General features: G+C 66.4%; 24 protein-coding genes and 4 tRNA genes. 23 read left to right on the forward strand and 5 right to left on the reverse strand.

Annotated features, from left to right (window positions below; genetic code table 11):
* Positions 1–110 precede the first annotated feature (110 nt).
* The 13 genes from LIN44_RS07015 to nagZ all read left to right on the forward strand — a co-directional run bounded on the left by LIN44_RS07015 (position 111) and on the right by nagZ (position 12,137).
* On the forward strand, positions 111–740 hold the full coding sequence (locus LIN44_RS07015; protein ID WP_227314354.1) for a sigma-E factor negative regulatory protein: 630 nt from the start codon (positions 111–113) through the stop codon (positions 738–740).
* A gap of 8 nt (positions 741–748) precedes the next feature.
* The gene (locus LIN44_RS07020; RefSeq protein WP_227314101.1) at positions 749–1,828 is read left to right on the forward strand and encodes a MucB/RseB C-terminal domain-containing protein; all 1,080 of its coding nucleotides are present in this window, start codon (positions 749–751) and stop codon (positions 1,826–1,828) included.
* 129 nt (positions 1,829–1,957) lie between these two features.
* A complete protein-coding gene (locus tag LIN44_RS07025) occupies positions 1,958–3,445 on the forward strand; it encodes a DegQ family serine endoprotease (protein WP_062800864.1) in 1,488 nt (495 codons plus the stop codon).
* Between the two features lie 6 nt (positions 3,446–3,451).
* Positions 3,452–3,757: a glutaredoxin family protein gene (locus LIN44_RS07030; RefSeq protein ID WP_227314102.1), complete on the forward strand. Its 306-nt coding sequence runs from the start codon at positions 3,452–3,454 to the stop codon at positions 3,755–3,757.
* A gap of 196 nt (positions 3,758–3,953) precedes the next feature.
* Positions 3,954–5,747, forward strand: a complete 1,794-nt coding sequence (gene lepA, locus LIN44_RS07035; protein ID WP_227314103.1) for a translation elongation factor 4 — start codon at positions 3,954–3,956, stop codon at positions 5,745–5,747.
* 98 nt (positions 5,748–5,845) lie between these two features.
* Entirely contained in the window at positions 5,846–6,745 is a 900-nt protein-coding gene (gene lepB, locus LIN44_RS07040; RefSeq protein ID WP_111517561.1) for a signal peptidase I, read from the forward strand.
* A 46-nt stretch (positions 6,746–6,791) separates the two neighbouring features.
* On the forward strand, positions 6,792–7,187 hold the full coding sequence (locus LIN44_RS07045) for a DUF4845 domain-containing protein (protein WP_227314104.1): 396 nt from the start codon (positions 6,792–6,794) through the stop codon (positions 7,185–7,187).
* Position 7,188: 1 nt separating this feature from the next.
* Positions 7,189–7,959 carry a ribonuclease III gene (gene rnc / locus LIN44_RS07050; protein WP_115661688.1) on the forward strand — a complete coding sequence of 257 codons (771 nt, stop codon included), beginning with the start codon at positions 7,189–7,191 and terminating at the stop codon, positions 7,957–7,959.
* A complete protein-coding gene (gene era / locus LIN44_RS07055; protein ID WP_227314105.1) occupies positions 7,956–8,891 on the forward strand; it encodes a GTPase Era in 936 nt (311 codons plus the stop codon). Before rnc ends, era begins: the two co-directional genes overlap by 4 nt.
* 54 nt (positions 8,892–8,945) lie before the next feature.
* The gene (gene recO, locus LIN44_RS07060; protein ID WP_227314106.1) at positions 8,946–9,833 is read left to right on the forward strand and encodes a DNA repair protein RecO; all 888 of its coding nucleotides are present in this window, start codon (positions 8,946–8,948) and stop codon (positions 9,831–9,833) included.
* A 38-nt stretch (positions 9,834–9,871) separates the two neighbouring features.
* A complete protein-coding gene (gene pdxJ, locus LIN44_RS07065; RefSeq protein WP_227314107.1) occupies positions 9,872–10,654 on the forward strand; it encodes a pyridoxine 5'-phosphate synthase in 783 nt (260 codons plus the stop codon).
* On the forward strand, positions 10,651–11,073 hold the full coding sequence (gene acpS, locus LIN44_RS07070) for a holo-ACP synthase (RefSeq protein WP_092309582.1): 423 nt from the start codon (positions 10,651–10,653) through the stop codon (positions 11,071–11,073). The genes pdxJ and acpS overlap by 4 nt, the downstream gene beginning before the upstream one ends.
* Before the next feature lie 14 nt (positions 11,074–11,087).
* Complete coding sequence (nagZ, locus tag LIN44_RS07075) at positions 11,088–12,137, forward strand: beta-N-acetylhexosaminidase (RefSeq protein ID WP_227314108.1); 1,050 nt, start codon at positions 11,088–11,090, stop codon at positions 12,135–12,137.
* A gap of 88 nt (positions 12,138–12,225) precedes the next feature.
* On the opposite strand, the gene efp is transcribed toward nagZ, so the two are convergent.
* On the reverse strand, positions 12,226–12,786 hold the full coding sequence (efp, locus tag LIN44_RS07080; RefSeq protein ID WP_010814696.1) for an elongation factor P: 561 nt from the start codon (positions 12,784–12,786) through the stop codon (positions 12,226–12,228).
* Positions 12,787–12,999: 213 nt separating this feature from the next.
* Complete coding sequence (earP, locus tag LIN44_RS07085) at positions 13,000–14,163, reverse strand: elongation factor P maturation arginine rhamnosyltransferase EarP (RefSeq protein WP_227314109.1); 1,164 nt, start codon at positions 14,161–14,163, stop codon at positions 13,000–13,002.
* A 221-nt stretch (positions 14,164–14,384) separates the two neighbouring features.
* Here earP and uvrC point away from each other — a divergent pair, with 221 nt between their 5' ends.
* The 6 genes from uvrC to LIN44_RS07115 all read left to right on the forward strand — a co-directional run bounded on the left by uvrC (position 14,385) and on the right by LIN44_RS07115 (position 19,236).
* The gene (gene uvrC, locus LIN44_RS07090; protein WP_227314355.1) at positions 14,385–16,361 is read left to right on the forward strand and encodes an excinuclease ABC subunit UvrC; all 1,977 of its coding nucleotides are present in this window, start codon (positions 14,385–14,387) and stop codon (positions 16,359–16,361) included.
* A gap of 116 nt (positions 16,362–16,477) precedes the next feature.
* Positions 16,478–17,077, forward strand: coding sequence for a CDP-diacylglycerol--glycerol-3-phosphate 3-phosphatidyltransferase (gene pgsA / locus LIN44_RS07095; protein ID WP_227314110.1), 600 nt, complete (start codon positions 16,478–16,480; stop codon positions 17,075–17,077).
* Between the two features lie 172 nt (positions 17,078–17,249).
* Positions 17,250–17,325: transfer RNA gene (locus tag LIN44_RS07100), tRNA-Gly, on the forward strand.
* A 60-nt stretch (positions 17,326–17,385) separates the two neighbouring features.
* Positions 17,386–17,461 (forward strand) — tRNA-Gly (locus LIN44_RS07105).
* 123 nt (positions 17,462–17,584) lie between these two features.
* Positions 17,585–17,658 (forward strand) — tRNA-Cys (locus LIN44_RS07110).
* Positions 17,659–18,006: 348 nt separating this feature from the next.
* Complete coding sequence (locus tag LIN44_RS07115; RefSeq protein ID WP_227314111.1) at positions 18,007–19,236, forward strand: cation:proton antiporter; 1,230 nt, start codon at positions 18,007–18,009, stop codon at positions 19,234–19,236.
* A 10-nt stretch (positions 19,237–19,246) separates the two neighbouring features.
* Here LIN44_RS07115 and LIN44_RS07120 read toward each other — a convergent pair whose 3' ends face one another.
* Positions 19,247–20,188 (reverse strand): LysR family transcriptional regulator, encoded by a 942-nt coding sequence (locus tag LIN44_RS07120; protein ID WP_227314112.1) that lies wholly within the window; start codon positions 20,186–20,188, stop codon positions 19,247–19,249.
* 98 nt (positions 20,189–20,286) lie between these two features.
* On the opposite strand from LIN44_RS07120, the gene LIN44_RS07125 reads away from it, so the two are divergent.
* Positions 20,287–21,381, forward strand: a complete 1,095-nt coding sequence (locus LIN44_RS07125) for a YeiH family protein (protein WP_227314113.1) — start codon at positions 20,287–20,289, stop codon at positions 21,379–21,381.
* 94 nt (positions 21,382–21,475) lie between these two features.
* Here the strand turns inward: LIN44_RS07125 and LIN44_RS07130 are convergent.
* Positions 21,476–21,562, reverse strand: a tRNA-Leu gene (locus LIN44_RS07130).
* A gap of 208 nt (positions 21,563–21,770) precedes the next feature.
* Between LIN44_RS07130 and LIN44_RS07135 the strand changes: the two genes are divergently transcribed.
* From LIN44_RS07135 to LIN44_RS07145, 3 genes are all read left to right on the forward strand, one after another.
* Positions 21,771–22,127, forward strand: a complete 357-nt coding sequence (locus tag LIN44_RS07135) for a hypothetical protein (protein WP_227314114.1) — start codon at positions 21,771–21,773, stop codon at positions 22,125–22,127.
* 264 nt (positions 22,128–22,391) lie between these two features.
* The gene (locus LIN44_RS07140; RefSeq protein ID WP_227314115.1) at positions 22,392–22,649 is read left to right on the forward strand and encodes a hypothetical protein; all 258 of its coding nucleotides are present in this window, start codon (positions 22,392–22,394) and stop codon (positions 22,647–22,649) included.
* 160 nt (positions 22,650–22,809) lie between these two features.
* Positions 22,810–23,217, forward strand: a complete 408-nt coding sequence (locus tag LIN44_RS07145; protein ID WP_012353291.1) for a heme-binding protein — start codon at positions 22,810–22,812, stop codon at positions 23,215–23,217.
* A gap of 277 nt (positions 23,218–23,494) precedes the next feature.
* On the opposite strand, the gene LIN44_RS07150 is transcribed toward LIN44_RS07145, so the two are convergent.
* A complete protein-coding gene (locus LIN44_RS07150) occupies positions 23,495–23,824 on the reverse strand; it encodes a hemin uptake protein HemP (RefSeq protein ID WP_227314116.1) in 330 nt (109 codons plus the stop codon).
* Positions 23,825–24,021 lie beyond the last annotated feature (197 nt).

Genomic DNA, 24,021 nt, shown 5'->3' on the forward strand with positions numbered 1-24,021 from the left:
AGGTTGTAGAGAACAATGTCGTGCGGCCAGCGTTGCAGCCTATTCCTGCATCGATAAGCGACAGCAGTAACGGGATTATCGGTGTTCAATGGAATGTCTTGGGGTGGGAAATGGGTCAGGCTCATAAGCAGTCGGTTCATGTAGTGGAAGCAGCGGAGCAGATCTCCGTATTGATGGATGGCGAACTGGCGCCGCACGAAGTCGATGCCGTGCTGGATCTCGCCAAGAGCGAGGCCGGCCTTTCCGACTGGACCACATACCAGTTGATCGGCGACGCATTGCGTTCCGAAGACCTGACGCAGGCGGGTTCCACCGCCGCTTTCCTCTCGCGTTTCTCCGCGCGCCTGGAAGCCGAGCCGCACGTGCTGGTGCCGGCGGTGGCCCAGGCCGGTGCCCGCCATCGCCTGCTGGTCAGGCCGTCGTGGGTGCGCCGCGTGATGCCCGGCACCGCGATCGCCGCCGCCGTGGCCGCGGTCAGCTGGGTGGTGGTGCCGCAGATGCGCGGCCCGGCCACGGTCGGAACGCCTGACGCCGTGGTGGCGCGTGCCGAGCAGCCGGCCGCCGGCCAGGCCGCTGGCGTCGTCACGGTGGCCGCGGACACGCCGCAGATGATCCGCGACCCGCGCCTGGACGAATACCTGCGTGCGCATCGCACTTCAGTGGCAACGGATGCTTTCGTGCCGACCATGCGCACGGTTGCCAACGGTGCAAACTTCACTCAGGAAAATACGCAGGAATAATGCCGGACATGCATAAAGGAGGGTCGCCCGCCCATGTAGCGGGCGCGCAGAGAATTAGGGCCCTGCGTAGGTCCTTTTTTCTGGCCTTGTGTCTGAGCGCTGCAGCGGCCACCGCGCAGCCTTCGGACAATACGCTGAACCGACGCGACGCCACTGCCTGGCTCAACAAGATCCACAAAGCCGCACAGCGCGAGAACTATGTCGGCACGCTGATCTATCAGCGCGGCAGCGTCATGCACGCCTCGCGTATCCAGCATTACAGCGATCTCGTCAACAACGAATATGAACGGCTGGAAACCCTCGACGGCAAGCCGCGCGAAGTGCTGCGGCAGAACGACGTGGTGCACAGCCTGATCCCCGAAGCCAAGCTGGTGGTGGTCGAGAAGCAGGAAGCCAAGGACCGCTTCCCGGCGCTGCTCGCCACCAACAAGAACGATGTGCTGGACCTGTACGACATGCGCAAGATGCCCGCCGAGCGCGTGGCCGGCATGGAGTGCGAAGTCTTTGCGCTCGAGCCGCACGATGCGGCGCGCTACGCGGTGCGCCTGTGGGCGGAGAAAAACTCCGGCCTGCTGATGCGTGCGCAGACCATTGGCGACGGCGGCAAGGTACTGGAGCAGGTGTCGTTCTCCCAGGTGCAGATCGGCGTGCCTTCGGAAAAGCAGCGCATCCTTGGCGCGATCAAGAATGCCGGCAACTGGAATCACTACGAGGTGACCTACCAGCCCACCAACATCGCCGACGAGGGTTGGACGATCGCGGTGCCGCTCAAGGGCTTCCAGAAGATCCGCGAGGTGCGCCGCCCGCTCGGCGAGCTGCGCGCCCCAGCCCCCGGCAATGCCCGCGGGCAGGTGTTCGAAGTGCTGCAGGTGGTCTACAGCGACGGGCTGACCGGCCTGTCGGTCTTCATTGAGCCGGTTTCCGAGCAGCGTGCGCGCCGCGAAGGCGTGGCCGCGCTCGGCGCGACCCAGGTCGTGGTGCGCCGGGTTGCCGATTTCTGGATCACCGTGGTGGGCGAGGTGCCGGCGAGCACCGTGCGCCAGTTTGCGACGGCCGTAGAGTACCGTCCGCCCAAGACGGTACACTGAGCGTGAGCAGGTGCGGCCGGCGCCCGGATTTCCTCCGGGGCCGGTTCCATGAAACCTGCGCAGGGGTCCCCGCCACGGGATCACATCCAGTCGGTTTTTCTTCTTTTCGCTGAATCCCGGGAGTTGTCGATGATGTTCAGATCTCCAGCCCTGGCGCGGGCCGTGGTCATGGCTGCCATGATGCTGCTCGGCCCGACCGTTGCCGAAGTCAGCCACGCGCAGGCCGCTGCCTCCAATTACAACCTGCCCGACTTCACTGACCTGGTGGAGAAGGCCAGCCCGGCCGTGGTCAATATCCGCACCACCGAACTGGTGCGCCAGCGCGGCGTGCCGGGCGGCGACGACGAGATGGCCGAGTTCTTCCGCCGCTTCTTCGGCGTGCCGATGCCCGGCGCCCCGGCGCCCGGCACCCCGCCGCGCCGCGGCCAGCCGCCGCAGCAGGAAGAGCAGAGCCGCGGCGTGGGTTCGGGCTTCATCATCAGCCAGGATGGCTATGTGATGACCAACGCGCACGTGGTGGCCGACGCCGAAACCATCTACGTGACGCTGCCGGACAAGCGCGAATTCAAGGCCAAGCTGATCGGCTCCGACAAGCGCACCGACGTGGCGCTGCTCAAGGTCGAGGCCAGCGGGCTGCCGCGCCTGCCGCTGGGCGATTCCAACAAGGTCCGCGCCGGCGAGTGGGTGCTGGCGATCGGCTCGCCGTTCGGGCTGGACAACAGCGTGACCGCCGGCATCGTCTCGGCCAAGGGCCGCGACACCGGCGACTACCTGCCGTTCATCCAGACCGACGTGGCGGTCAATCCCGGCAACTCCGGCGGGCCGCTGATCAACCTGCGCGGCGAAGTGATCGGCATCAACTCGCAGATCTACAGCCGCAGCGGCGGCTACATGGGGATTTCGTTCGCGATCCCGATCGACGAAGCCATGCGCGTGTCGGAGCAGCTCAAGTCTTCCGGGCGCGTGACGCGCGGCCGCATTGCCGTGGCGATCGGCGACGTCACCAAGGAAGTTGCCGATTCGCTGGGCCTGGGCCGTGCGCGCGGCGCGCTGGTCGGCAGCGTCGAGCCGGGCGGCCCTGCCGAGAAGGCCGGCATCGAGGCGGGCGATATCATCCTGAAGTTCAACGGCCGCGATATCGAGCGGGCCTCGGACCTGCCGCGCATGGTCGGCGAGACCAAGCCCGGCACGCGCGTGCCGCTGCAGCTGTGGCGCAAGGGCGCGACCCGCGAGGTCAGCATCACCGTGACCGAGCTCGAGCCTGACGGCAAGGCCCGCGCCCGCAGCGGGGCGACGCCGAAGGACGACAGCGCGCCGCAGGCTGGCAAGCCCAACGCGCTGGGCCTGGTGGTCAGCGACCTGCCCGAGGCACGCCTGAAAGAGCTCAAGCTCAAGTCCGGCGTCGAGGTCGAAGTGGCCGACGGTCCGGCCTTGCGTGCCGGCATCCGTCCGGGCGACATCATCCTGCGCCTGGGCGACACCGACGTGACCAACGCGCGCCAGTTCAACGAACTGGTGCGCGGCCTGGACAAGAGCCGGATCGCCGCGGTGTTCGTGCGGCGCGGCGATGCCACCCAGGTGCTGACGCTGCGACCCGGCGCCGCTTCGGCGCGCTGACCTGCCATGGCCGCCACGCCCGCGCTGACGCTGTACGGCCGGGCGTACTGCCATCTTTGCGAAGACATGAAAGTCGCGCTGGAGCCGCTCCTGCGCGATTTTTGTTTTACCCTGCATGAGGTCGATGTCGACGCCGACCCCGCGCTGGAGGCGCGCTTTGGCGAGCTGGTGCCAGTGCTGATGCCCGGCACGCCGGCGGACTTGCCGGCAGACGCGTCGGCGCATGCCGCGCCCCTTTGTCACTATTTCCTCGACGCAGCGGCGACGAGGGTATGGCTTGCCGCACATGGCGCGGCGCGCACCGCCCGCTGAACGCCGCCGGCATCCGCGCCACGCCCCCAGATGACGACCCGGAAGTCATTGAAAATCCGGTAAAATTGCGGATTGGCGCAAAAATTGCACCCCCGAACCCGCGGTACGCCCGCGCACGCCCTGCGGCGCGCGGCGCCGGGCCGCTTCACTGCTTGTTGCCGCCCGGGCTTTCAGCCGGCGCTTCCCTGAACACTAGATGGACCATATCCGTAATTTCTCGATCATTGCCCACATCGACCATGGGAAGTCCACCCTGGCCGACCGGATCATTCAGCTTTGTGGAGGGCTGTCGGATCGGGAGATGGAAGCGCAGGTTCTCGATTCGATGGATATCGAAAAAGAGCGCGGCATCACCATCAAGGCGCAGACCGCCGCGCTGAGCTACAAGGCGCGCGACGGCCAGCTCTATAACCTGAACCTGATCGACACCCCCGGACACGTCGACTTCAGCTATGAAGTCAGCCGCTCGCTGTCCGCCTGCGAAGGCGCGCTGCTGGTGGTCGATGCCTCGCAGGGCGTCGAGGCCCAGACCGTGGCCAACTGCTACACCGCGATCGAGCTGGGCGTGGAAGTGGTGCCGGTGCTGAACAAGATCGACCTGCCGCAGGCCGACCCGGACAACGCGATCCAGGAAATCGAGGACGTCATCGGCATCGACGCGCAGGACGCGACGCCGTGCTCGGCCAAGACCGGCCAGGGCGTGCAGGACGTGATCGAGGCGCTGATCGCCAAGGTGCCGCCGCCCAAGGGCGATGCCGATGCACCGCTGCAGGCGCTGATCATCGACTCGTGGTTCGACAACTACGTCGGCGTGGTGATGCTGGTGCGCGTGGTCAACGGCACGCTGCGCACCAAGGACAAGGTCCTGCTGATGGCGACCGGCTCGCAGCACCTGGTCGAGCAGGTGGGCGTGTTTACGCCCAAGTCGATCCAGCGCGACGCGCTGACCGCCGGGCAGGTGGGCTTTGTCATTGCCGGCATCAAGGAACTGAAGGCCGCCAAGGTGGGCGATACCATCACCACCGTGCAGCGCAAGGCCGAGGCGCCGCTGCCGGGCTTCAAGGAAGTCAAGCCGCAGGTGTTCGCCGGCCTGTACCCGGTCGAAGCCAACCAGTACGAGGCGCTGCGCGAGTCGCTGGAAAAGCTGCGGCTCAACGATGCCTCGCTGATGTTCGAGCCCGAGGTGTCGCAGGCGCTGGGTTTCGGCTTCCGCTGCGGCTTCCTGGGGCTGCTGCACATGGAGATCGTGCAGGAGCGGCTGGAGCGCGAGTTCGACATGGACCTGATCACGACCGCACCGACGGTGGTGTACCAGGTCGAGATGCGCGACGGCACCACGGTGACCGTGGAAAATCCGGCGAAGATGCCGGACCCCAGCAAGATCGAGGCGATCCTGGAACCGATCGTCACCGTCAATCTGTATATGCCGCAGGAGTATGTCGGCTCGGTGATCACGCTGTGCACGCAGAAGCGTGGCACGCAGATCAACATGAGCTACCACGGCAAGCAGGTGCAGCTGACCTACGAGATCCCGATGGCGGAAATCGTGATGGACTTCTTCGATCGGCTGAAGTCGGTGTCGCGCGGCTACGCGTCGATGGATTACGAGTTCAAGGAATATCGTCCGTCCGACGTGGTCAAGGTCGATATCCTGATCAACAGCGACAAGGTCGATGCGCTGTCGGTGATCGTGCATCGCTCCAATTCGCAATACCGCGGGCGCGAAGTCGCGGCCAAGATGCGCGAGATCATTCCGCGCCAGATGTACGACGTGGCGATCCAGGCCGCCATCGGCTCGAATATCATCGCCCGTGAAAACGTCAAGGCGCTGCGCAAGAACGTGCTGGCCAAGTGCTACGGCGGCGATATCTCGCGCAAGAAGAAGCTGCTGGAAAAGCAGAAGGCGGGCAAGAAGCGGATGAAGCAGGTCGGTACCGTCGAAATTCCGCAGGAGGCCTTCCTGGCCATCCTGCAAGTCGACGACAAGTAATTGCCGCGGGCAGGGCAGTGGCAGGGCCACGCCCGGCAGCCTTGCCGGCGTGGTGACAGAACAGGCTGTACCAGGATTTCCAAGAACCAGAAGCCGTCATGAATTTTGCACTGATCCTTTTTGTGCTGGTGGTGATTACGGGCGTGGCATGGGTGGCCGACAAGCTCGTGTTCGAGCGGCAACGCCGCTCTTCGGCGCGGCTTGCGCTGGCCGAGTTCGATTCGCAACAGGGCCGCCTGCAGGGCAGCTTCGGCACGGCGGATGCCGACGCCACGCGCAAGCGCCTGGCCGAGGAAAAACTGCGCCAGCCGTGGTGGCTGGAATATTCGGCCAGTTTCTTCCCGGTGATCCTGGCGGTGTTCGTGCTGCGCTCGTTCGTGGTCGAGCCGTTCAAGATCCCGTCCGGCTCGATGATCCCGACGCTGCTGATCGGCGATTTCATCCTCGTCAACAAGTACGAGTACGGCATCCGCTTGCCGGTGGTGAACAAGAAGATCATGGACATGGGCGAGCCGCAGCGCGGCGACGTGATGGTGTTCCGCTACCCCAAGGACCCGTCGCTCGACTACATCAAGCGCGTGATCGGCGTGCCGGGCGATGTGGTGCAATACGCCAACAAGCGCCTGACCATCAACGGCAAGCCCGCGGAATACACCGCGCTGCCTGACTTCCTGGACGAGGAGCGCCTGGCGTATTCCAGGCATTTCCGCGAAAAGCTCCCGGGCGGCGTCGATCATGGCATCCTGAACGACGCCGACCGGCCGGCCTTTATCGCGGGCGCGGATCCGGATTTTCCGTACCGGGACAACTGCACCTACAATCAACAGGGTGTGACGTGCAAGGTACCTGCAGGTCATTATTTCGTCATGGGAGACAACCGCGACAACAGCCTGGATTCCCGCTACTGGGGTTTCGTGCCGGACCAGAACATCGTCGGCAAGGCCTTCGTGATCTGGATGAACCTGGGCAATTTCGGACGCGTGGGATCGTTCAAGTAAGCATCTCCGCGGCGCAAGAACACTCAACAGAACGAGGGCAGGCGCGATGGGTCGATTTGGGAAGGTGGGGGCAGCAAACCATCCGGCATGGCGCCGGGCGGGCGCCGGCGGGTTTTCCGTGTGGACGCTGCTGGTGGTCGTGGTGTTCGTGGTCGGCGTGGCCTTGCCGGCCCTGCGCGCGATCCCGAGCCTGGTGGAATATTTTTCGGTCAAGCGCGCCGCCGGCTATGCCAAGCAGCGCGCGGCCAATAAACGTGAAGTGGTCGAATTCTTCGAGAAGCAGGCCGCCATCGACCGGATTACCGCGGTCAAGGGCGAAGACCTGCTGATCCGGGAAGACGATAACGGCACCATCCAGTCGGTCGATTTCTCGTACCGCACCGAGGTGCCTGTCTACGGACCCCTGAGCCTGTTGATTACCTATTCAGGAACGCAGCACTGATATGAACCTCGACGCCTTGCAGCAACGACTCGGCTACCGATTCAGCAAGCCCGAATTGCTGCAACAGGCGCTGACGCACCGCAGTCACAGCGCCCAGCACAACGAACGCCTGGAATTCCTCGGCGACTCGGTGCTCAATTGCGCCGTGGCCGACATGCTCTATGGCATGTTCGGCAAGCTCGACGAGGGCGACCTGTCGCGGGTGCGGGCCAACCTGGTCAAGCAGCAGGCGCTCTACGAAATCGCCCAGATGCTGCAGTTGTCCGAGACCCTGCGCCTGGGCGAGGGCGAACTGAAGAGCGGCGGCTTTCGGCGCCCCTCGATCCTGGCCGATGCGCTCGAAGCCATCGTCGGCGCGGTGTTTCTCGACGCCGGCTTCGATGCCGCGCGCGCGCTGATCCGCAAGCTCTATATCCCGATCCTGGAGCAGGTCGATCCGCGCACGCTGGGCAAGGACGCCAAGACGCTGCTGCAGGAATACCTGCAGGGCCACAAGATTGCCCTGCCGCAATATAACGTAATCGCCACACACGGCGCCGCGCACAGCCAGCAGTTTGAAGTCGAGTGCACCGTGCCTAAACTGGAAGTCCGGGTGTTCGGCACCGGCGCGTCGCGGCGCGCCGCCGAGCAGGCGGCCGCCAAGCTGGCGCTGGACGAAGTCCAGAAGCTGGTGCCGCAGCTGCTCAAGCGCAGCCGCGCCGAGCGTACCGGCAAGACCCGCAAGCAACCCCAGCCGCAGGACCCGCAGCTGTCTCTCAGGTTGAAGGAATGACCGAATCTAACCATCCGCAGCAAGACGCGGCGGATACCCCGGCCGCGGCATTCCGCTGCGGCACCGTGGCCATCGTCGGCCGTCCCAACGTGGGCAAGTCCACGCTGATGAACGCGCTGGTCGGCCAGAAGATCAGCATCACCTCGCGCAAGGCACAGACCACGCGGCATCGCATCGTCGGCATCCAGACCACGGATGACGCGCAGTATGTGTTCGTCGACACGCCGGGCTTCCAGACCCGCCACGCCAGCGCGCTGAACCGCTCGCTGAACCGCGCGGTGACCTCGACGCTGTCGTCGGTGGACCTGGTGCTGTTCGTGGTCGAGGCCGGCTACTACGGCGCCGACGACGAGAAGGTGCTGTCGCTGCTGCCGAAGAACACGCCGGTGCTGCTGGTGGCCAACAAGCTCGACCGCATCGGCGAGAACCGCTCGGAAGTGATGATGCCCTTCCTGGAAAAGATGGGGCAGCTGTTCCCGTTCCGCGAAGTGGTGCCGATGTCGGCCAAGACCCGCGACCATATCGCGCGGCTGTTCGACATCATCCGCCCCTACCTGCCGGAAGGCGAGCCGATGTACGACGCCGACGCCATGACCGACCGCAGCGAGCGCTTCCTGGCGTCGGAAATCATCCGCGAGAAGGTGTTCCGCTGGACCGGCGACGAGCTGCCGTACACCAGCACCGTGATCATCGACAAGTTCGAGACCGAAGGCCGCCTGCGCCGCGTCTTTGCCACCATCCTGGTCGAGCGCGATGCGCACAAGGCCATGATCATCGGCAACAAGGGCAGCAAGCTCAAGCAGATCTCCACCGAGGCGCGCCTGGACATGGAAAAGCTGTTCGACGGCAAGGTCTATCTGGAAATGTGGATCAAGGTGAAGAGCGGCTGGGCCGACAACGAAGCCGGCCTGCGGGCGTACGGCTACGAGTGAGCCCGGCAACGATCCCCACGCCCCAGCTGACAGCGAGCCCCCAGCGAGCGCCCCGTGAGCAAGACCGCTGACATCGCGCGCGCGCCGGCGCCCAGGGCCCGGCGCGCCGACCCCGTGGTCGACGAGGCCGCCGAACTGCTCGATAGCAAGGCGCTGCCCGGCATGGCCGACGCCGCCGCGCGCGCGATGATGGATCGCGCCATGCGCATCGTGCCGGCGCGGCCGGAGTCGCGCGTGGCCGAGCAGCCGGGTTTCGTGCTGCACGCCTGGCCGTACCGCGAGACCAGCCTGATCCTGGACGTGTTCACGCGCGACTACGGCCGCATCTCGATGGTGGCCAAGGGCGCCAAGCGCCCGCATTCGGCGCTGCGCGCGGTGCTGCAGCACTTCCATCCGGTCTCGGTGTCATGGAGCGGCCGCGGCGAGGTCAAGACCCTGACCAAGGCCGAGTGGGTCGGCGGCATGCCGCCGCTGGCCGGCGATGCGCTGCTGTCGGCGTTCTACCTGAACGAATTGCTGATGCGCTTCTGCCCGCGCGAAGATGCGCATCCGGTGCTGTTCCGCCATTACCTGTCGACGCTGACGCGGCTGGCCCATGGCGAGCAGGCCGGGCTGGTGCTGCGCAGCTTCGAGCGCGTGCTGCTGCAGGAAACCGGTTTCGCGGTGGCGTTCGACCAGTGCCTGAGCACCGGCGAGCGGGTGCTGCCGGGCCTGGATTATGTCTACCAGCCCGAGCGCGGCGTGCGCCGCGCGCAGCCGAGCGATCCGTCGACATGGCCGGTGGTGTCGGGCCAGACCCTGCTCGACATGGCGCAGGATGACTACAGCCGCGCGCAGACCGCCGCGCAAAGCCGCGCGCTGATGCGTTTCCTGCTGCATTATTATTTGCAAGGCGCGCCGCTGAAGACGCGCCAGATACTGATCGACCTGCAGTATCTCTGACCGACAAGAATCTCCGACCTACTCCTGCACCTGCTCGCATGATCTTCCACGCAAATCCGGGCGTCATCGACCTTGGCGTCAACATCGACCACGTCGCCACGCTGCGCAACGCGCGCGGCACCGTGTACCCCGATCCCATTCGCGCCGCGCTGCTGGCGGAACAGGCCGGCGCCGACCTGATCACGCTGCACCTGCGCGAAGACCGCCGCCACATCCGCGATGCCGACGTGCGCGCGCTGCGCCCGCAACTGGCCACGCGCATGAACCTGGAATGCGCGATCACGCAGGAGATGCTCGACATCGCCTGCGAAATCCGCCCGCAGGACGTGTGCCTGGTGCCGGAGCGCCGCGAAGAGGTGACGACCGAGGGCGGGCTCGACGTGGCCGGCCGCTTCGAGCAGGTCAAGGCGGCGTGCGCGCAGCTGGCCGGCGCCGGCATCCGCGTGTCGCTGTTCATCGATCCGGACGTCGACCAGATCGCCGCGGCCGCGGCCTGCGGCGCGCCCGTGATCGAGCTGCATACCGGCCGCTATGCCGACGCGCATACGCCCGACGAGCAGGCGATCGAGTTCCGCCGCATCGCCGACGGTGCCGATGCCGGCCAGAAGCACGGCCTGGTGGTCAATGCCGGCCACGGGCTGCACTACACCAACGTCCAGCCGATCGCGGCGCTGCCTGGCATCAAGGAGCTGAACATCGGCCACGCCATCGTCGCGCATGCGGTATTCGCAGGCTGGGAGAATGCGGTGCGCGAGATGAAGGCCATCATGGTGGCCGCGCGCCTGGGCACGCAATATCCGGCCGGGAGCACCCCGGCGTGATTTACGGCGTCGGCACCGACATCATCCAGATCGCCCGCGTGCAGGGCGTGATGACCCGCACCAACGGCCGTTTTGCCGAAAAGGTGCTGGGTCCCGACGAGCTGGCCAAGTACCACGCGCGCAAGGCGCGTTCGGAAAAGCGCGGCCTGGCGTTCCTGGCGACGCGCTTCGCGGCCAAGGAGGCGTTCTCCAAGGCGATCGGCCTGGGCATGCGCTGGCCGATGACGTGGCGCGCGATGGAACTGATGAACCTGCCGTCCGGCGAGCCCACCGCGGTGTGCCATGGCGAGCTGGCTGCGTGGCTGGCGGAACGCGGGCTGGTCGTGCGGGTCAGTGTCAGTGACGAACATGATTACGCGGTCGCCTTCGCCATTGCCGAGCGCAGCGGCGCGGCGGCGTCTCAACCTACAGCCTTGTGAACCCAACCCCTTCCATGTCCAAGAAGAATTCCGGCAAGCGGCCGGGCCCGGTGGTCCTCGATGTCGTCGGCAAGCAGCTCGACGCGGAAGACGCGCGCCGCATCGCGCATCCGCTCACCGGCGGCGTGATCCTGTTCGCGCGCAATTTCGAGTCGCGCGCGCAGCTGCAGGCGCTGACGCGCGCGATCCGCGCGGTGCGCGACGACGTGCTGATCTGCATCGACCATGAAGGCGGGCGCGTGCAGCGCTGCAAGACCGACGGCTTTACCCACCTGCCGGCGATGCATCGCCTGGGCGAGCTGTGGGAGCGCGACGTGCTGGCCGCGACCAAGGCGGCGGTCGCCTGCGGCTACGTGCTGGCGGCCGAGCTGCGCGCCTGCGATATCGACCTGAGCTTCACCCCGGTGCTGGACCTCGACTACGGCCGCAGCGCCGTGATCGGCGACCGCGCCTTCCATGCCGACCCGCGCGTGGTGTCGATGCTGGCCGGGCACCTGAACCACGGCCTGCTGCTGGCCGGCATGAGCAACTGCGGCAAGCATTTTCCCGGCCACGGCTATGTCGAGGCGGATTCGCACGTGGCGATCCCGGTCGACGAGCGCGCGCTGGACCAGATCCTGGGCCAGGATGCGCGCCCATATGAATGGCTGGGCCTGTCGCTGTCGTCGGTGATGCCGGCGCACGTGATCTATCCCAAGGTCGATCCCAACCCGGCCGGTTTCTCGCGCTACTGGCTGCAGGACGTGCTGCGCGCGCAGCTCGGCTTCGAAGGCGTGATCTTCAGCGATGACCTGAGCATGGAAGGCGCCAGCGTCGCCGGCACCGTCACCGAGGCCGCGCGCGCCGCGCTGACTGCGGGTTGCGACATGGTGCTGATCTGCAACCACCCGGACCGCGCCGACCAGCTGCTGGGCGAACTCGACGTGGACATCGACAAGGCTTCGCAGCGCCGCATCCGCAAGCTGTTCGCGCGCCGCAAGCCGCTGGACTGGAACAAGCTGCAGCAGGAAGGCGAGTACCGCGCCGCGCTGCGCACGCTGAAGGAACACGACCTGATCGCCTGAAGCGCGCGTCGTGCGCAAACAAAAATGGCAGCCGGGGCTGCCATTTTTTATTGACCGCCCCGCGTTGAAGCGGGGCCAGACCAGCGCCTTAGTTGGCGCGGCTGCGGTATTCGCCGGTGCGGGTGTCGATTTCGATCTTGTCGCCGATATTGCAGAACAGCGGCACTTGCAGCTCGAAGCCGGTGTTGATCTTGGCGCCCTTGAGCACCTTGCCCGACGAGGTGTCGCCCTTGACGGCCGGCTCGGTGTAAACGATCTCGCGGACCAGCGTGGTCGGCATTTCGACCGAGATGGCCTTGTCGTTGTAGAACACGACTTCAACGTTCATGCCGTCCTCGAGGTAGTTCAGCGAGTCACCCATGCTGTCCTTCTCGACTTCGTACTGGTTGTAGTCGGCGTCCATGAACACGTACATCGGGTCAGCGAAGTACGAGTAGGTGCATTCGCGGCGCTCGAGCACCACCACTTCGAACTTGTCGTCGGCCTTGAACACCGACTCGCCCGGTGCGTCCGTCAGCAGGTTCTTGTACTTCATCTTGACCACAGCGGCGTTGCGGCCCGACTTGTTGTACTCGGCCTTCTGCACGACCATCGGATCGCCGCCGATCATGAACACGTTACCGACGCGGAGTTCCTGTGCGATTTTCATCTGAACTGATTTCCTGAAAAATTGAGTCTAGGAATTTGGAATGGCGAAGGCGCGCTGCCGGCGTGCCCGCGGTAAGCCCGCGAGAGCCAGGATCCACGCGCTCGCGACCCCGTGCCCAGCTTGCCCAACTTGCTTTAGGCCGTTGCCTCGCGTGGTGGTTCACGCCCGGCAAGACCCTGGTTCTCCGGCCCGGTCGCCATTTGGATCAACCGGTTATTTTACCTGATTTTCGCAAAACGCCACCAGGTTGGCGGCAAGGTCGCCCGGATGCTGCAAGCGCCGCTCCCAGCGCGGCGCGATCGCCGCAAGTGCCGGCAGCTGCGCCCGCAATCGCGCCCAGTCGGGCGCATTGCCAAAGCCGTTCCAGGCGTGCCAGAAATCGGCCAGCGCCGCGGCCGCTTCCGTCGCTACGCCGCTCTTCGTGAAAAGGTCGAGCCAGGCATCGAGCTTGACCCGGTGCGCTTCGTCGTCCTGCGGATAGATGTGCCAGACCAGCGGCCGCGCCGCCCACTGCGCGCGCACGAAGGAGTCCTCGCCGCGCACGAAATTGAGGTCGCAGGCCCACAGCAGTTCGTCATAGTGCTCCTGCCGCACGAAGGGGATGGCCTGCAAGCACAGGCTGCCGCGCGCGACCGGCCGGCCCGGCTCCAGCGGGGCGCCGAGCCACTCCGCCAGCTGGCTTGCCGCCAGGCCGGCCGGCACCAGGCAATGGACCGCCTCGGTACCGTCGCGCCATTGTTCGAGCAGTGCCGGCAGGGCCGGGTTGCGGTAGGCGAACAGGCTCACGCGCAACGCGTCGGTCAGCGGCGTCACGCCGAGCCGGTGCCACAGTGACGCCTGCGCCGCCGCGCCGTCCAGGAACGACTGGCGCTGCGCACCCAGCATCGATTCACGCAGCAGGCCGCCGGTGCCGGGCTCGAAGCCGGGGAAGAAGAAGTGCTTGACCAGCGGCAGGCGCGGATGGGGCGAGGGCATCGCATGGTGTTCGCGCACCCACGGCTCGGCGCTCAGGTACTCCAGGTTGATCCACGCGGGTTTGGGCGCGCGCGCCGCCATGCGCTCGAGGAACGCGGGCGGCAGGTGGCAGGCGAAGGCTTCGATCACGGCATCATGTGGGACGGCGCCAGCGGTGCCGTCGGCTTCTGCGGCCGCTGCGCCCGGACGCCAGGGCCGGATTTCGACGCCGGCAAGGTGCTGGACGGCAGCCGCGGTGTCGAGTTCCGGCGCCAGCCGGACGAAGCTGGCCAGGTCGTCGACCCACAGCCGCACCGCATGTCCGTGCTCCTGCGCCAGTTGGCGGGCCAGCCGCCAGCAGACGCCGATGTCGCCGAAGTTGTCGATCACGGTGCAGAAGATGTCCCAGGAGCGGATAGGCATGAGAGGGTTGGATGTCGGCGGGGCGGCCGGTTGAATTGCTCTAAACTTGCGATTTTAGAGGCCGCGCGGCGCTGATGCGCGCGAGCCCCGCAGTGGTCACCGTCCCCCACATGTCAGACCAGCAACCCGATTCCCCGAATCCTGCCGACGAAGTACCGGCCGAGGCGCACGCCGAGATGCCGCCAACGTCGACCGAAACTCGGGCTGAAACCTCGGCCAACATGGCCGAAGCCGACGTTCCCGCCGAGCCCTTCGATGCGCGCCCGGTCATCTCGCGCCTGCCCGGCCTGCCGGGCGTCTACCGCTACTTCGACGCGAACGGCAACGTGCTGTACGTGGGCAAGGCGCGCGACCTGAAGAAACGGGTGGCGAGCTACTTCAACAAGACCCAGCTGTCGCCGCGCATCGCGATGATGGTGTCGCGCATCGCGCGCATCGAGACCACCGTAGTGCGCACCGAGGCCGAGGCGCTGCTGCTCGAAAACAATCTGATCAAGGCGCTCGCGCCGCGCTACAACATCCTGTTCCGCGACGACAAGTCGTACCCCTTCCTGAAGCTGACCGGGCACCGCTTCCCGCGCATGGCGTACTACCGCGGCGCCACCGACCGCAAGCACCAGTACTTCGGCCCGTTCCCGAGTGCCTACGCGGTGCGCGAGAGCATGCAGATCCTGCAGAAGGTGTTCCAGCTGCGCACCTGCGAGGACACCGTCTTCAACAACCGCACGCGGCCGTGCCTGCTGCACCAGATCCACCGCTGCACCGGGCCGTGCGTCAACGCCATCAGCGAAGACGATTACGCGCGCGATGTCGCCAACGCGGCGCGGTTCCTGCAAGGGCGCCAGAGCGAGGTGCTGGAAGGCCTGCAGGGCAAGATGGAGCAGCACGCCGAGCGGCTGGAATTCGAGCAGGCGGCGGCGGTGCGCGACCAGATCGCGGCGCTGTCGACGGTGCTCAAGCGCCAGGCGGTGGAAGAGCTGGGCGGGCAGGCACGCGACATCGACGTGCTCGCCGTTGCGGTCGAGGGCGGCCGCGCCTGCGTCAACCTGGCGATGGTGCGCGGCGGCCGCCACCTCGGCGACAAGGCCTACTTCCCCGCCCATGCGGACGAGGCGGCGATGATCGTCGAGGATGCCGACGAGCGCGCCGAGGATGGCAACGACGACGGCGCCCCCAGCACCGACGCCGCGCTGCCGCTGACCGTCGACCGCATCGCCACGCGCGTGCTGTCGGCCTTCATGGTGCAGCACTACCTGGAGCAGCCGGCACCGCCTATCGTGGTGGTCAGCCACGTGCCGGACGATGGCGCGGTGCTCGAGGCGCTGGCGCTGCACGCCGGGCGCAAGGTCACGCTGGTGCGCCAGCCGCAGGGCCAGCGCAAGATCTGGCTGGAGATGGCGCAGCAGGGCGCGGCGCTGGCGCTGTCGCGCCGCCTGGCCGAGCAGGGCAGCCAGGAAGCGCGCACGCGCGCACTGGCGGAAACCATCGGGCTCGACCTGGAAGACCTGGCGCTGCTGCGCGTCGAGTGCTTCGACATCAGCCATACCGCCGGCGAGGCCACGCAGGCGTCGTGCGTGGTCTACCACCACCACGACATGCAGAACGGCGAATATCGCCGCTATAACATCCAGGACATCATCCCCGGAGACGACTACGCGGCGATGCGGCAAGTGCTGACGCGGCGCTACCAGAAGCTGGTCGAGCAGATCCAGGAAGACGGTGGCGCGGAAGGCGGCAGCGAGGCCGCGGCGCTGGTGCCGCAGATTGTGCTGATCGATGGCGGCAAGGGCCAGGTCGAGGTGGCGCGGCAGGTGTTCGAGGAACTGGGGCTGGATATCGGCCTGCTGGTGGGCGTGGCCAAGGGCGAGGGCCGCAAGGTCGGGCTGGAAACGCTGGTGTTCGCCGATGGGCGGCCCGCGCTGGAACTGGGCCAGGGCAGTGCCGCGCTGATGCTGGTGGCGCAAATCCGCGACGAGGCGCACCGCTTCGCCATCACCGGCATGCGCGCGCGCCGCGCCAAGACCCGCACCACCTCGCGGCTGGAAGAGATCGAGGGCATCGGCGCGCGCCGGCGCCAGAAGCTGCTGACCCGCTTCGGCGGCCTGCGCGGCGTGATGGCCGCCAGCGTCGACGAACTGGCCAGCGTCGAAGGCATTTCGCGTGGGCTTGCCGAGGAAATCTATCGTCAGCTGCACTGACCATGGCAGGCTTTAAAGGCAGCGGGCCGGCACGATAATCGCCAGGAATGCTCGATTGACGCCGAAATCGGCGACAATCGCAGGATTGGTTACCGTCCCCCCGCCGTCCGAGTTCCATGCCCTTCAATATCCCGATCCTGCTGACCTGGCTTCGCGTTGCCATGATTCCACTGGTGGTAGGGGTCTTCTACCTGCCCGACGCCTGGCTGCCGATGCACACCAAGAACCTGACCGCGGCGGCATTCTTCATCATCGCCGCGGTGACCGACTGGCTGGACGGCTTCCTCGCGCGGCGCTGGAACCAGACTTCGTCGTTCGGTGCATTCCTGGATCCGGTCGCGGACAAGCTGATGGTGACCGCGGCGCTGCTGTCGCTGCTGGCGCTGGACCGGGTCACCGACCTGATCGCGCTGGTCATCATCGGCCGGGAAATCACCATCTCGGCGCTGCGCGAGTGGATGGCGCAGATCGGCGCCTCCAAGAGCGTCGCGGTGAATTTCCTCGGCAAGCTCAAGACCACGGTGCAGATGGTTGCGATTCCGCTGCTGCTGTTCAGCGACCGCCTGTTCGGTTTTGACGCCCATCTGCTCGGCACCTGGATGATCTACGTGGCGGCAGTGCTGACGCTGTGGTCGATGATCTACTACATGAAGCTGGCGTGGCCGCAGATCCGCGAACGCAGCAGCGTGGTGGCGCGCGCCGGGGCGCCGAAGTGAAAAGAAAATTCGAAAAAGAGGTTGACGGCGAGGGCAGTTCTTTGCATAATCTCATTCTCGTTGCTGACGACACAAACGAAAGCAGCAAGATAAGGTGGGTTTAGCGCAAGATGTTGTGAGATATCAGCGTTTTGCAGCATAAAACACCTTGATTTGATTTCAGTAGTGCCCTGCGGGAGTAGCTCAGTTGGTAGAGCGCAACCTTGCCAAGGTTGAGGTCGCGAGTTCGAGACTCGTCTCCCGCTCCAGGTCAAAACAGGCCCGGCAGCGTGATCACCGCGGTGCGGGGCTGGCAGTCAAAGTTGTATGCGGGAGTAGCTCAGTTGGTAGAGCGCAACCTTGCCAAGGTTGAGGTCGCGAGTTCGAGACTCGTCTCCCGCTCCAATCCCCAAAGGGAAGCCACGCTTCCCTTTTTGTTTGGGTTGAATCGCCGTACAGCGGCATGCCGCATCGATGCGCTGCGGCAGCCTCGGCTGAATGCGGATACAATCCAGCAGCACGTCACCTGGCGGGGTGGCAGAGTGGTTATGCAGCGGCCTGCAAAGCCGTGTACGCCGGTTCGATTCCGACCTCCGCCTCCAGTTGCAAGCAGAACGGCACCCTCGGGTGCCGTTTTTGTTTTCCGCGGCCGGCTGCGCCGCCGCGACGTGGCGGGCATGTTACATTACTCCTGTCGTACGCTTTTCGGGGGGCTCCGCGGCTGGTCTGGCGGGGCAGCATGTCAATCGCCATCCCCGATCCGTGACGCGCCGCCGGCGTGTCCGGGGCCGCTGCGGCACTTCCCGTTCTTCCCCGTTCCGATGCTGCTGCCGATGGTCGCGGCGACTGTCCCGCGCTGACCGCTGGTGCGCGCCGGATGCGCTGTGCCAGTTGCCAGGGCAAGGGAACGGGTGAGCCGTTCAGCCCCTGACACGAGGAACTCCGCACGCATGCATCACGCCACCCCGCTTATCAGTACCATCGTCGGCGGTATCGTCCTGGCCTTTATCCTTGGCGCGGTCGCCAGCCGGCTGCGCCTGCCGCCGTTGATCGGCTACCTGTGCGCGGGCATCGTGGTGGGGCCGCATACGCCCGGCTACACCGCCGACCAGGCGCTGGCACCGGAACTGGCCGAGCTGGGCGTGATCCTGCTGATGTTCGGCGTGGGCCTGCATTTCTCGATCAAGGACCTGATGGCGGTCAAGCGCATCGCCATTCCCGGCGCGGTGGTGCAGATCGGCATCGCCACGCTGATGGGCATGCTGGTGTCGTGGGGCTTTGGCTGGTCGTGGGGGCAGGGGCTGGTGTACGGGCTGGCGCTGTCGGTGGCCAGCACCGTGGTGCTGCTCAAGGCCCTGCAGGAGCGCAACCTGGTGGAATCGCCGCAAGGACGCATCGCCGTCGGCTGGCTGATCGTCGAAGATCTGGCAATGGTGCTGGCGCTGGTGCTGCTGCCGGCGATGGCTAGCCTGCTCGCCGGCGCGGGCGAGACTGCCGATGCCGGCCCGGGCACGGGCGAAGTGGTGCTGGCGATCTTCGCCACGCTTGGCAAGGTGGCGGCGTTCGTCGCGGTGATGCTGGTGATCGGCCGCCGCTTTATCCCCTGGATGCTCGAACGCATCGTCTGGACCGGCAACCGCGAGATGTTCCGGCTGGGCGTGCTGGCGACGGCGCTGGGCGTGGCCTATGGCGCTTATGCGCTGTTCGGCGTGTCGTTCGCGCTGGGCGCGTTCTTTGCGGGCATGGTGCTGGCGGAATCCGAGTTCAGCCATCGCGCGGCGGAGGAATCGCTGCCGCTGCGCGACGCCTTCGCCGTGCTGTTCTTCGTTTCGGTGGGCATGCTGTTCGATCCCATGGTGCTGGTGAATGACCCGTGGGGCGTGCTGGCGACGGTGTTTATCATCGTGGTCGGCAAGTCGCTGGCGGCGCTGGGCATCGTGCGCGCCTTCGGGCATGCGGGGCAGACCGGCATGACCATCGCCGTCAGCCTGGCGCAGATCGGCGAGTTCTCGTTCATCCTCGCCAGCCTGGGCGTCTATCTGAAGATCCTGCCCGAGCGCGGCCAGGCGCTGATCCTGGCCGGTGCGCTGCTGTCGATCATGCTCAATCCCGTGCTGTTCCACATGCTCGACCTGTACACCGCGCGCCGCAGCCGCGGCGCGGACCCGCAGCCGGCCTGAGTGGCTTCCTTCAGGCGCCGATGCGCGGCGCCATCGTGCGCAGGTATTCGGTGAACGCCAGCAGCCCCTGGGTCGGGAACTTGTCCTGGTGCACGACCAGCTGCAGCGGGCGCACGATGCGCGGCAGGCCCTCGCGGATCGCCACCAGCGTGCCGCGCTCCAGTTCGTCGCGCACCACGTGCAGCGACAGGCAGCTGACGCCAAAGCCGCTCATCACCGCGCGCTTGATCGCCTCGGCATTGCCCAGTTCGAGCGCGAAGCGCAATTCGCCCAGCAGCGGCACCAGCCGCTCCTCGATGACCTCGCGCGTGCCCGAGCCGGGCTCGCGCACGATCCACTCGGCATCGCGCAGCGCCACCAGGTCATGGGGGGCGGCGGCAAGCGGGTGGGACGGGCCGACGATCACGACCATCTCGTCGTCGCACCAGCGCACGCTGCGCAGGTCGCGTTCATGGCTGGCGCCTTCGACCAGGCCGATATCGGCTTCGAACTGAAGCAGCGACTGCAGCACCTCGCGGGTATTGCCGATACGCAGGTCCAGCGTGCATGGGCCGCTGCGCGAGTGGCGGAAGCCGGCCAGCAGCGGCGGCAGCATATAGCTGCCGATGGTGTTGCTGGCGGCGATGCGCAGCTGGACGCCGGTCTGGCCGGCAAACCGCTCCAGTTCCTGCGCCTGGTCCAGCAGCGACAGCGCGCGCGGAAAGAACTGCCGACCGGTCTCGTTGATGCTGAGTCGGCGCGCGATGCGGTCGAACAGCGGACTGTCCAGCGCGCGCTCGAGCTCGGCCAGCGAGGCACTGACCGCGGACTGCGACATCGCCAGCGCCTGTGCCGCCGCCATCGTGCTGCCATGCTGGGCGACCGCGACGAAGACCGACAGCTGGCGCAGCGTCAGGCGCAGCGGGCGCTGTTCCGGCCGTGGTGCCGCCGTAGGAGTGGGGTGCAGGTCCATATCGAAAATATCAATAACGCATAACGATATTACCCGTTTTACGGGTTAGGTGGGCGCCATTACGCTTGAGTCACTAAAGCACCCAACCCGAGCCTGCCATGTCTTCCGTCTCCAGCCCCCGCACCGCTCCGGCCGCCGCGCCGGCCTTGCCACCGCCCTGGTCGCAGCGATTGCTGACCTTGCTCCCGCTTGGGGGCATTGCCTGGCTGGCGATTGCGCTGGCCGAGCATCCGGCGGTGGCCCGCTACGGCCTGAGCGCGCTGACGCTGGCCATGTGCGCCGGCATGGTCGCGGCCAATACGCTGCCGCGCCATTGGCTGGCGCCGCTGGCGCCTGGCATGCAGGTGGCGCGGCACTACCTGCTGCGGCTCGGCGTGGCGCTGTACGGGCTGCGCCTGACCTTCGCCTCGATCGTTGCGCTGGGTTTGCCGGGCATCGCCGTGCCGCTGACCATGCTGGTCGCCACGCTGCTGTTCGGCACCTGGGTGGGCACTGCCTTCTTCGGCCTGAGCCGCCGCGAGGCCATCCTGGTCAGTTCCGGCAGCGCCATCTGCGGCGCGGCCGCGGCCATCGCGGTGTCGTCGGTGGTGCGCACCGACGACAAGCAGACCGCCGTGGCGGTGGCGACGGTGGTGCTGTTCGGCACCGTCGGCATGCTGCTCTATCCCTACCTGTATGAACTGGCCACCGGCCACTGGCACTGGGCCGTCAGCGAGCGCATGTTCGGCATCTTCACCGGGGCAACGCTGCACGAGGTGGCGCAGGTGATCGCCGCCGGCAAGATGATCAGCGAGCCGACCGCCGACGCCGCCGTGGTGGCCAAGATGGTGCGCGTGCTGGCGCTGGGCCCGCTGCTGCTGGTGATGGCGCTGTGGCCGCAAGGCGGATCGCAGTCGGCACAGGGCGGCCCCGGTGCCGGCCGCCTGCGCGGCATCATGAAGTCGGTGCCGTGGTTCGCGGTCGGCTTTGTCGCGGTGATGGCGGTCAACTCGGCTGGCGCCGTGCCCGCCGCCTGGAAGGCGCCGCTGATCGCGCTCGACAACTGGCTGCTGGCCTGCGCGATGCTGGCGATCGGCCTGCACACGCGCATCGGCGACCTGGTGCGCGCCGGCCGCAAGCCGCTGGCGCTGGCCGGGGTGTTGTTTGTGTTCCTGATGGGGGTGGGAGCGCTGATGTGCTACGCGATGGCGTGACGGGCGCGGACCTGACGTTATCGGAAGAGGGGGCGATGGCTCCCTCTTTTGCTTGAGGCAGCAACTGCCCGGCAACTGGCCGGGCAACTCTTCCTGGTGCGGCCGACGGGACTCGAACCCGTAAGCCTGGAAAGGCGGCAGATTTTAAGTCTGCTGAGTCTACCAATTTCTCCACGGCCGCACGGCAAGCCCGGTATTGTGGTGGCTTGGCATCCCGGACGCAAGTGCGCGGGCGGGCGGACCCGCAAACAAGTCGTCGGCCTGCCGCCTCAGGCCGAAAAGTGACGACACTGTTACGGCTGGTAACAATGTCGTGTGCGCCGTTGCACCTGGAAATTTCCGAACCCCTACAATACCAGTTACGAGACATCCCACTTTGAGAGGCGGATATGAAACGTTGGTGGCTTGCAGCATTCGGTATTGCCGCCGGGTTGGCGTCTGGCGCAGCCATGGCCCATGTGAGTGTCGGCGTATCCGTCGGCGTTCCGGGCGTGGTGATTGGTGCGCCGGCGTATTATCCGCCCGCTCCGGCTTACTATGGCCCGCCGCCGGTCGTGGTGGCGCCGGCGCCGGTGTATTACGGCCCGCCGCCGGTGGTGGTTCGCCCGCGCCCGGTCTACTACGGTCCTGGCTATTACGGTCCGCCGCGCTATTACGGCGGCCACCGCGGCTACTATGGCCCGCCGGGTTATCACCGTGGGCGCGGCCATGGCCATGGCCATGGTCACGGCAGGTGGCGCGACTGAGCGCGATCCTCCCGCCAGCTTTCCCTGGAAGGGCCCCGTTGCGGGGCCCTTTCGTTTTGGCGCTGCGGTGCGACATAACGGCGCCGGGCTGGTTCCCGCTCAGCGTGGCGCAATTTGATCGAGGTCAAAATATTTGAACAGACTGCTCAAAGCGTCACCTGCATCAACATAAGGGTTTTCCCTAAACTACTTATGTGACATCGCGATGACGCCGGCTTATCCGGCGTGCGATGCCGTGACCAACCAAGAAGCAAGGGGAATCTCATGAAGATCAAACAAGCCGTGATTGCCGCCGCCGCGCTGGCGTTCCTGGGCACTGCGTCCACCGCCTCTTTCGCCGCTGTCGGCAAGGTCGACCCGTATCTCGACGGCGCCAAGACCGGCGCGGTCGACCCGTACACCGATGGCGCCAGGGTCGGCAAGCCGGATCCGTTTACCGACGGCGCACGTGTCGGCAAGACCGACCCCTACACCGATGGCGCGAAGCTGGGCAAGCCCGACCCGTTCACCGACGGCGCCTGACCGCACCGCTGCAGTCCTCGCATGACCAATGGCCCGCTCGCGGGCCATTTTGCCGTGGTGCGCACGGTAGCCGAGGCATGGCGGCGCCCCTGCCATGACGGTGGCGCAGGTGCGGCGCTATACTTCGGCCTCTATCCAAATCAATGACCAGGAGAGTGGCATGCAGCAAAAGACGGTTCTGACGGCAGACGACGTGAAGAAGATCATGGCCGCAGCGGAAACCGAGGCAAAGAACCATCACTGGGCCGTGTCGATCGTCGTGGTCGACGACGGCGGCCATATGCTGGCCATGCAGCGCCTGGACGGCGCCGCGCCGATCTCGGCCTATATCGCCGGCGAGAAGGCGCGTACCTCGGCGCTGGGTCGCCGTGAGTCGAAGATCTACGAAGACATGATCAACAACGGCCGCTACTCGTTCATGACGGCGCCGGTGCTGCAGGGCATGCTGGAGGGCGGCGTGCCCATCGTCTGCAACGAGCAGGTGGTGGGTGCCGTCGGCGTGTCGGGCGTGAAGTCGACCGAGGACGCGCAGGTCGCGCGTGCCGGCATCGCCGCGCTGGGCCTGTAAGGCACCCGCCGGCGCTGGCGCCGGTGCATGAAAAAGCCCCGCAGGCACGGCCTGCGGGGCGGCATAAAAGAGGGCATGGCTGGGTACGGCCGGCCTGGCGTGGGGTCTGACTCCCGCCTGCGGCGCGCATACCTGGCTACTGCCCAACACCTCGTTCCGAGGTGGTCCCCACAAAAGTCTGTGCTGCCACGGTCGTGGCGTCCGCGCCTGGCGCGGTTTCATATCGCTTTCGCTTTACCCCGGCTGCCTCCCTTTCGGAATTGCCGCGGAGCCACGTTCATTTCGTCAGGATCAGCTTGCCGTAGCGCGTCACGCGCAGCGTGTAGACCTCGCCGTTGTGCAGGATCGGCAGCGTGTTGGCACCGCGCATGATGGCTTCCAGCGCCACCGGTTCGCCGGCGGGCGCCGAGCTCAGGCTGTCGCGTACCAGCGCTTCCAGGCGCGCGGGCAGGGCGGCCACGGCGGACTTGACCGAGGCGATCGCCGACGGCGCGGCCTTGACGCCGGCGTCCCGGCGCGGCTGCGCGGCCACGTCGACGCGGCGCAGCGACAGGCGGCGGCGGGTGACTTCACGGGGTTGCGACAGCGGCAGGGAAAGTGTGCTCATCATCTGGCTCCGTTCTGCGATAGGAGAGTAAGGGGGAGTGCGATCCGGGGCGGCGGTGCCGCGCCTGGCGCAGTCAATGGAAGGATATTAAATGAGAATTGTTATCATTACAATGGTCTCTCGCTAAGATTCGGACAACGACTACCGCCGCCGCCGTGGCGCGAACGGGCAGCTGTGGGCGCACTGGCGACACCATG

Source organism: Cupriavidus sp. MP-37 (assembly GCF_020618415.1).
Classification (GTDB): Bacteria; Pseudomonadota; Gammaproteobacteria; order Burkholderiales; family Burkholderiaceae; genus Cupriavidus.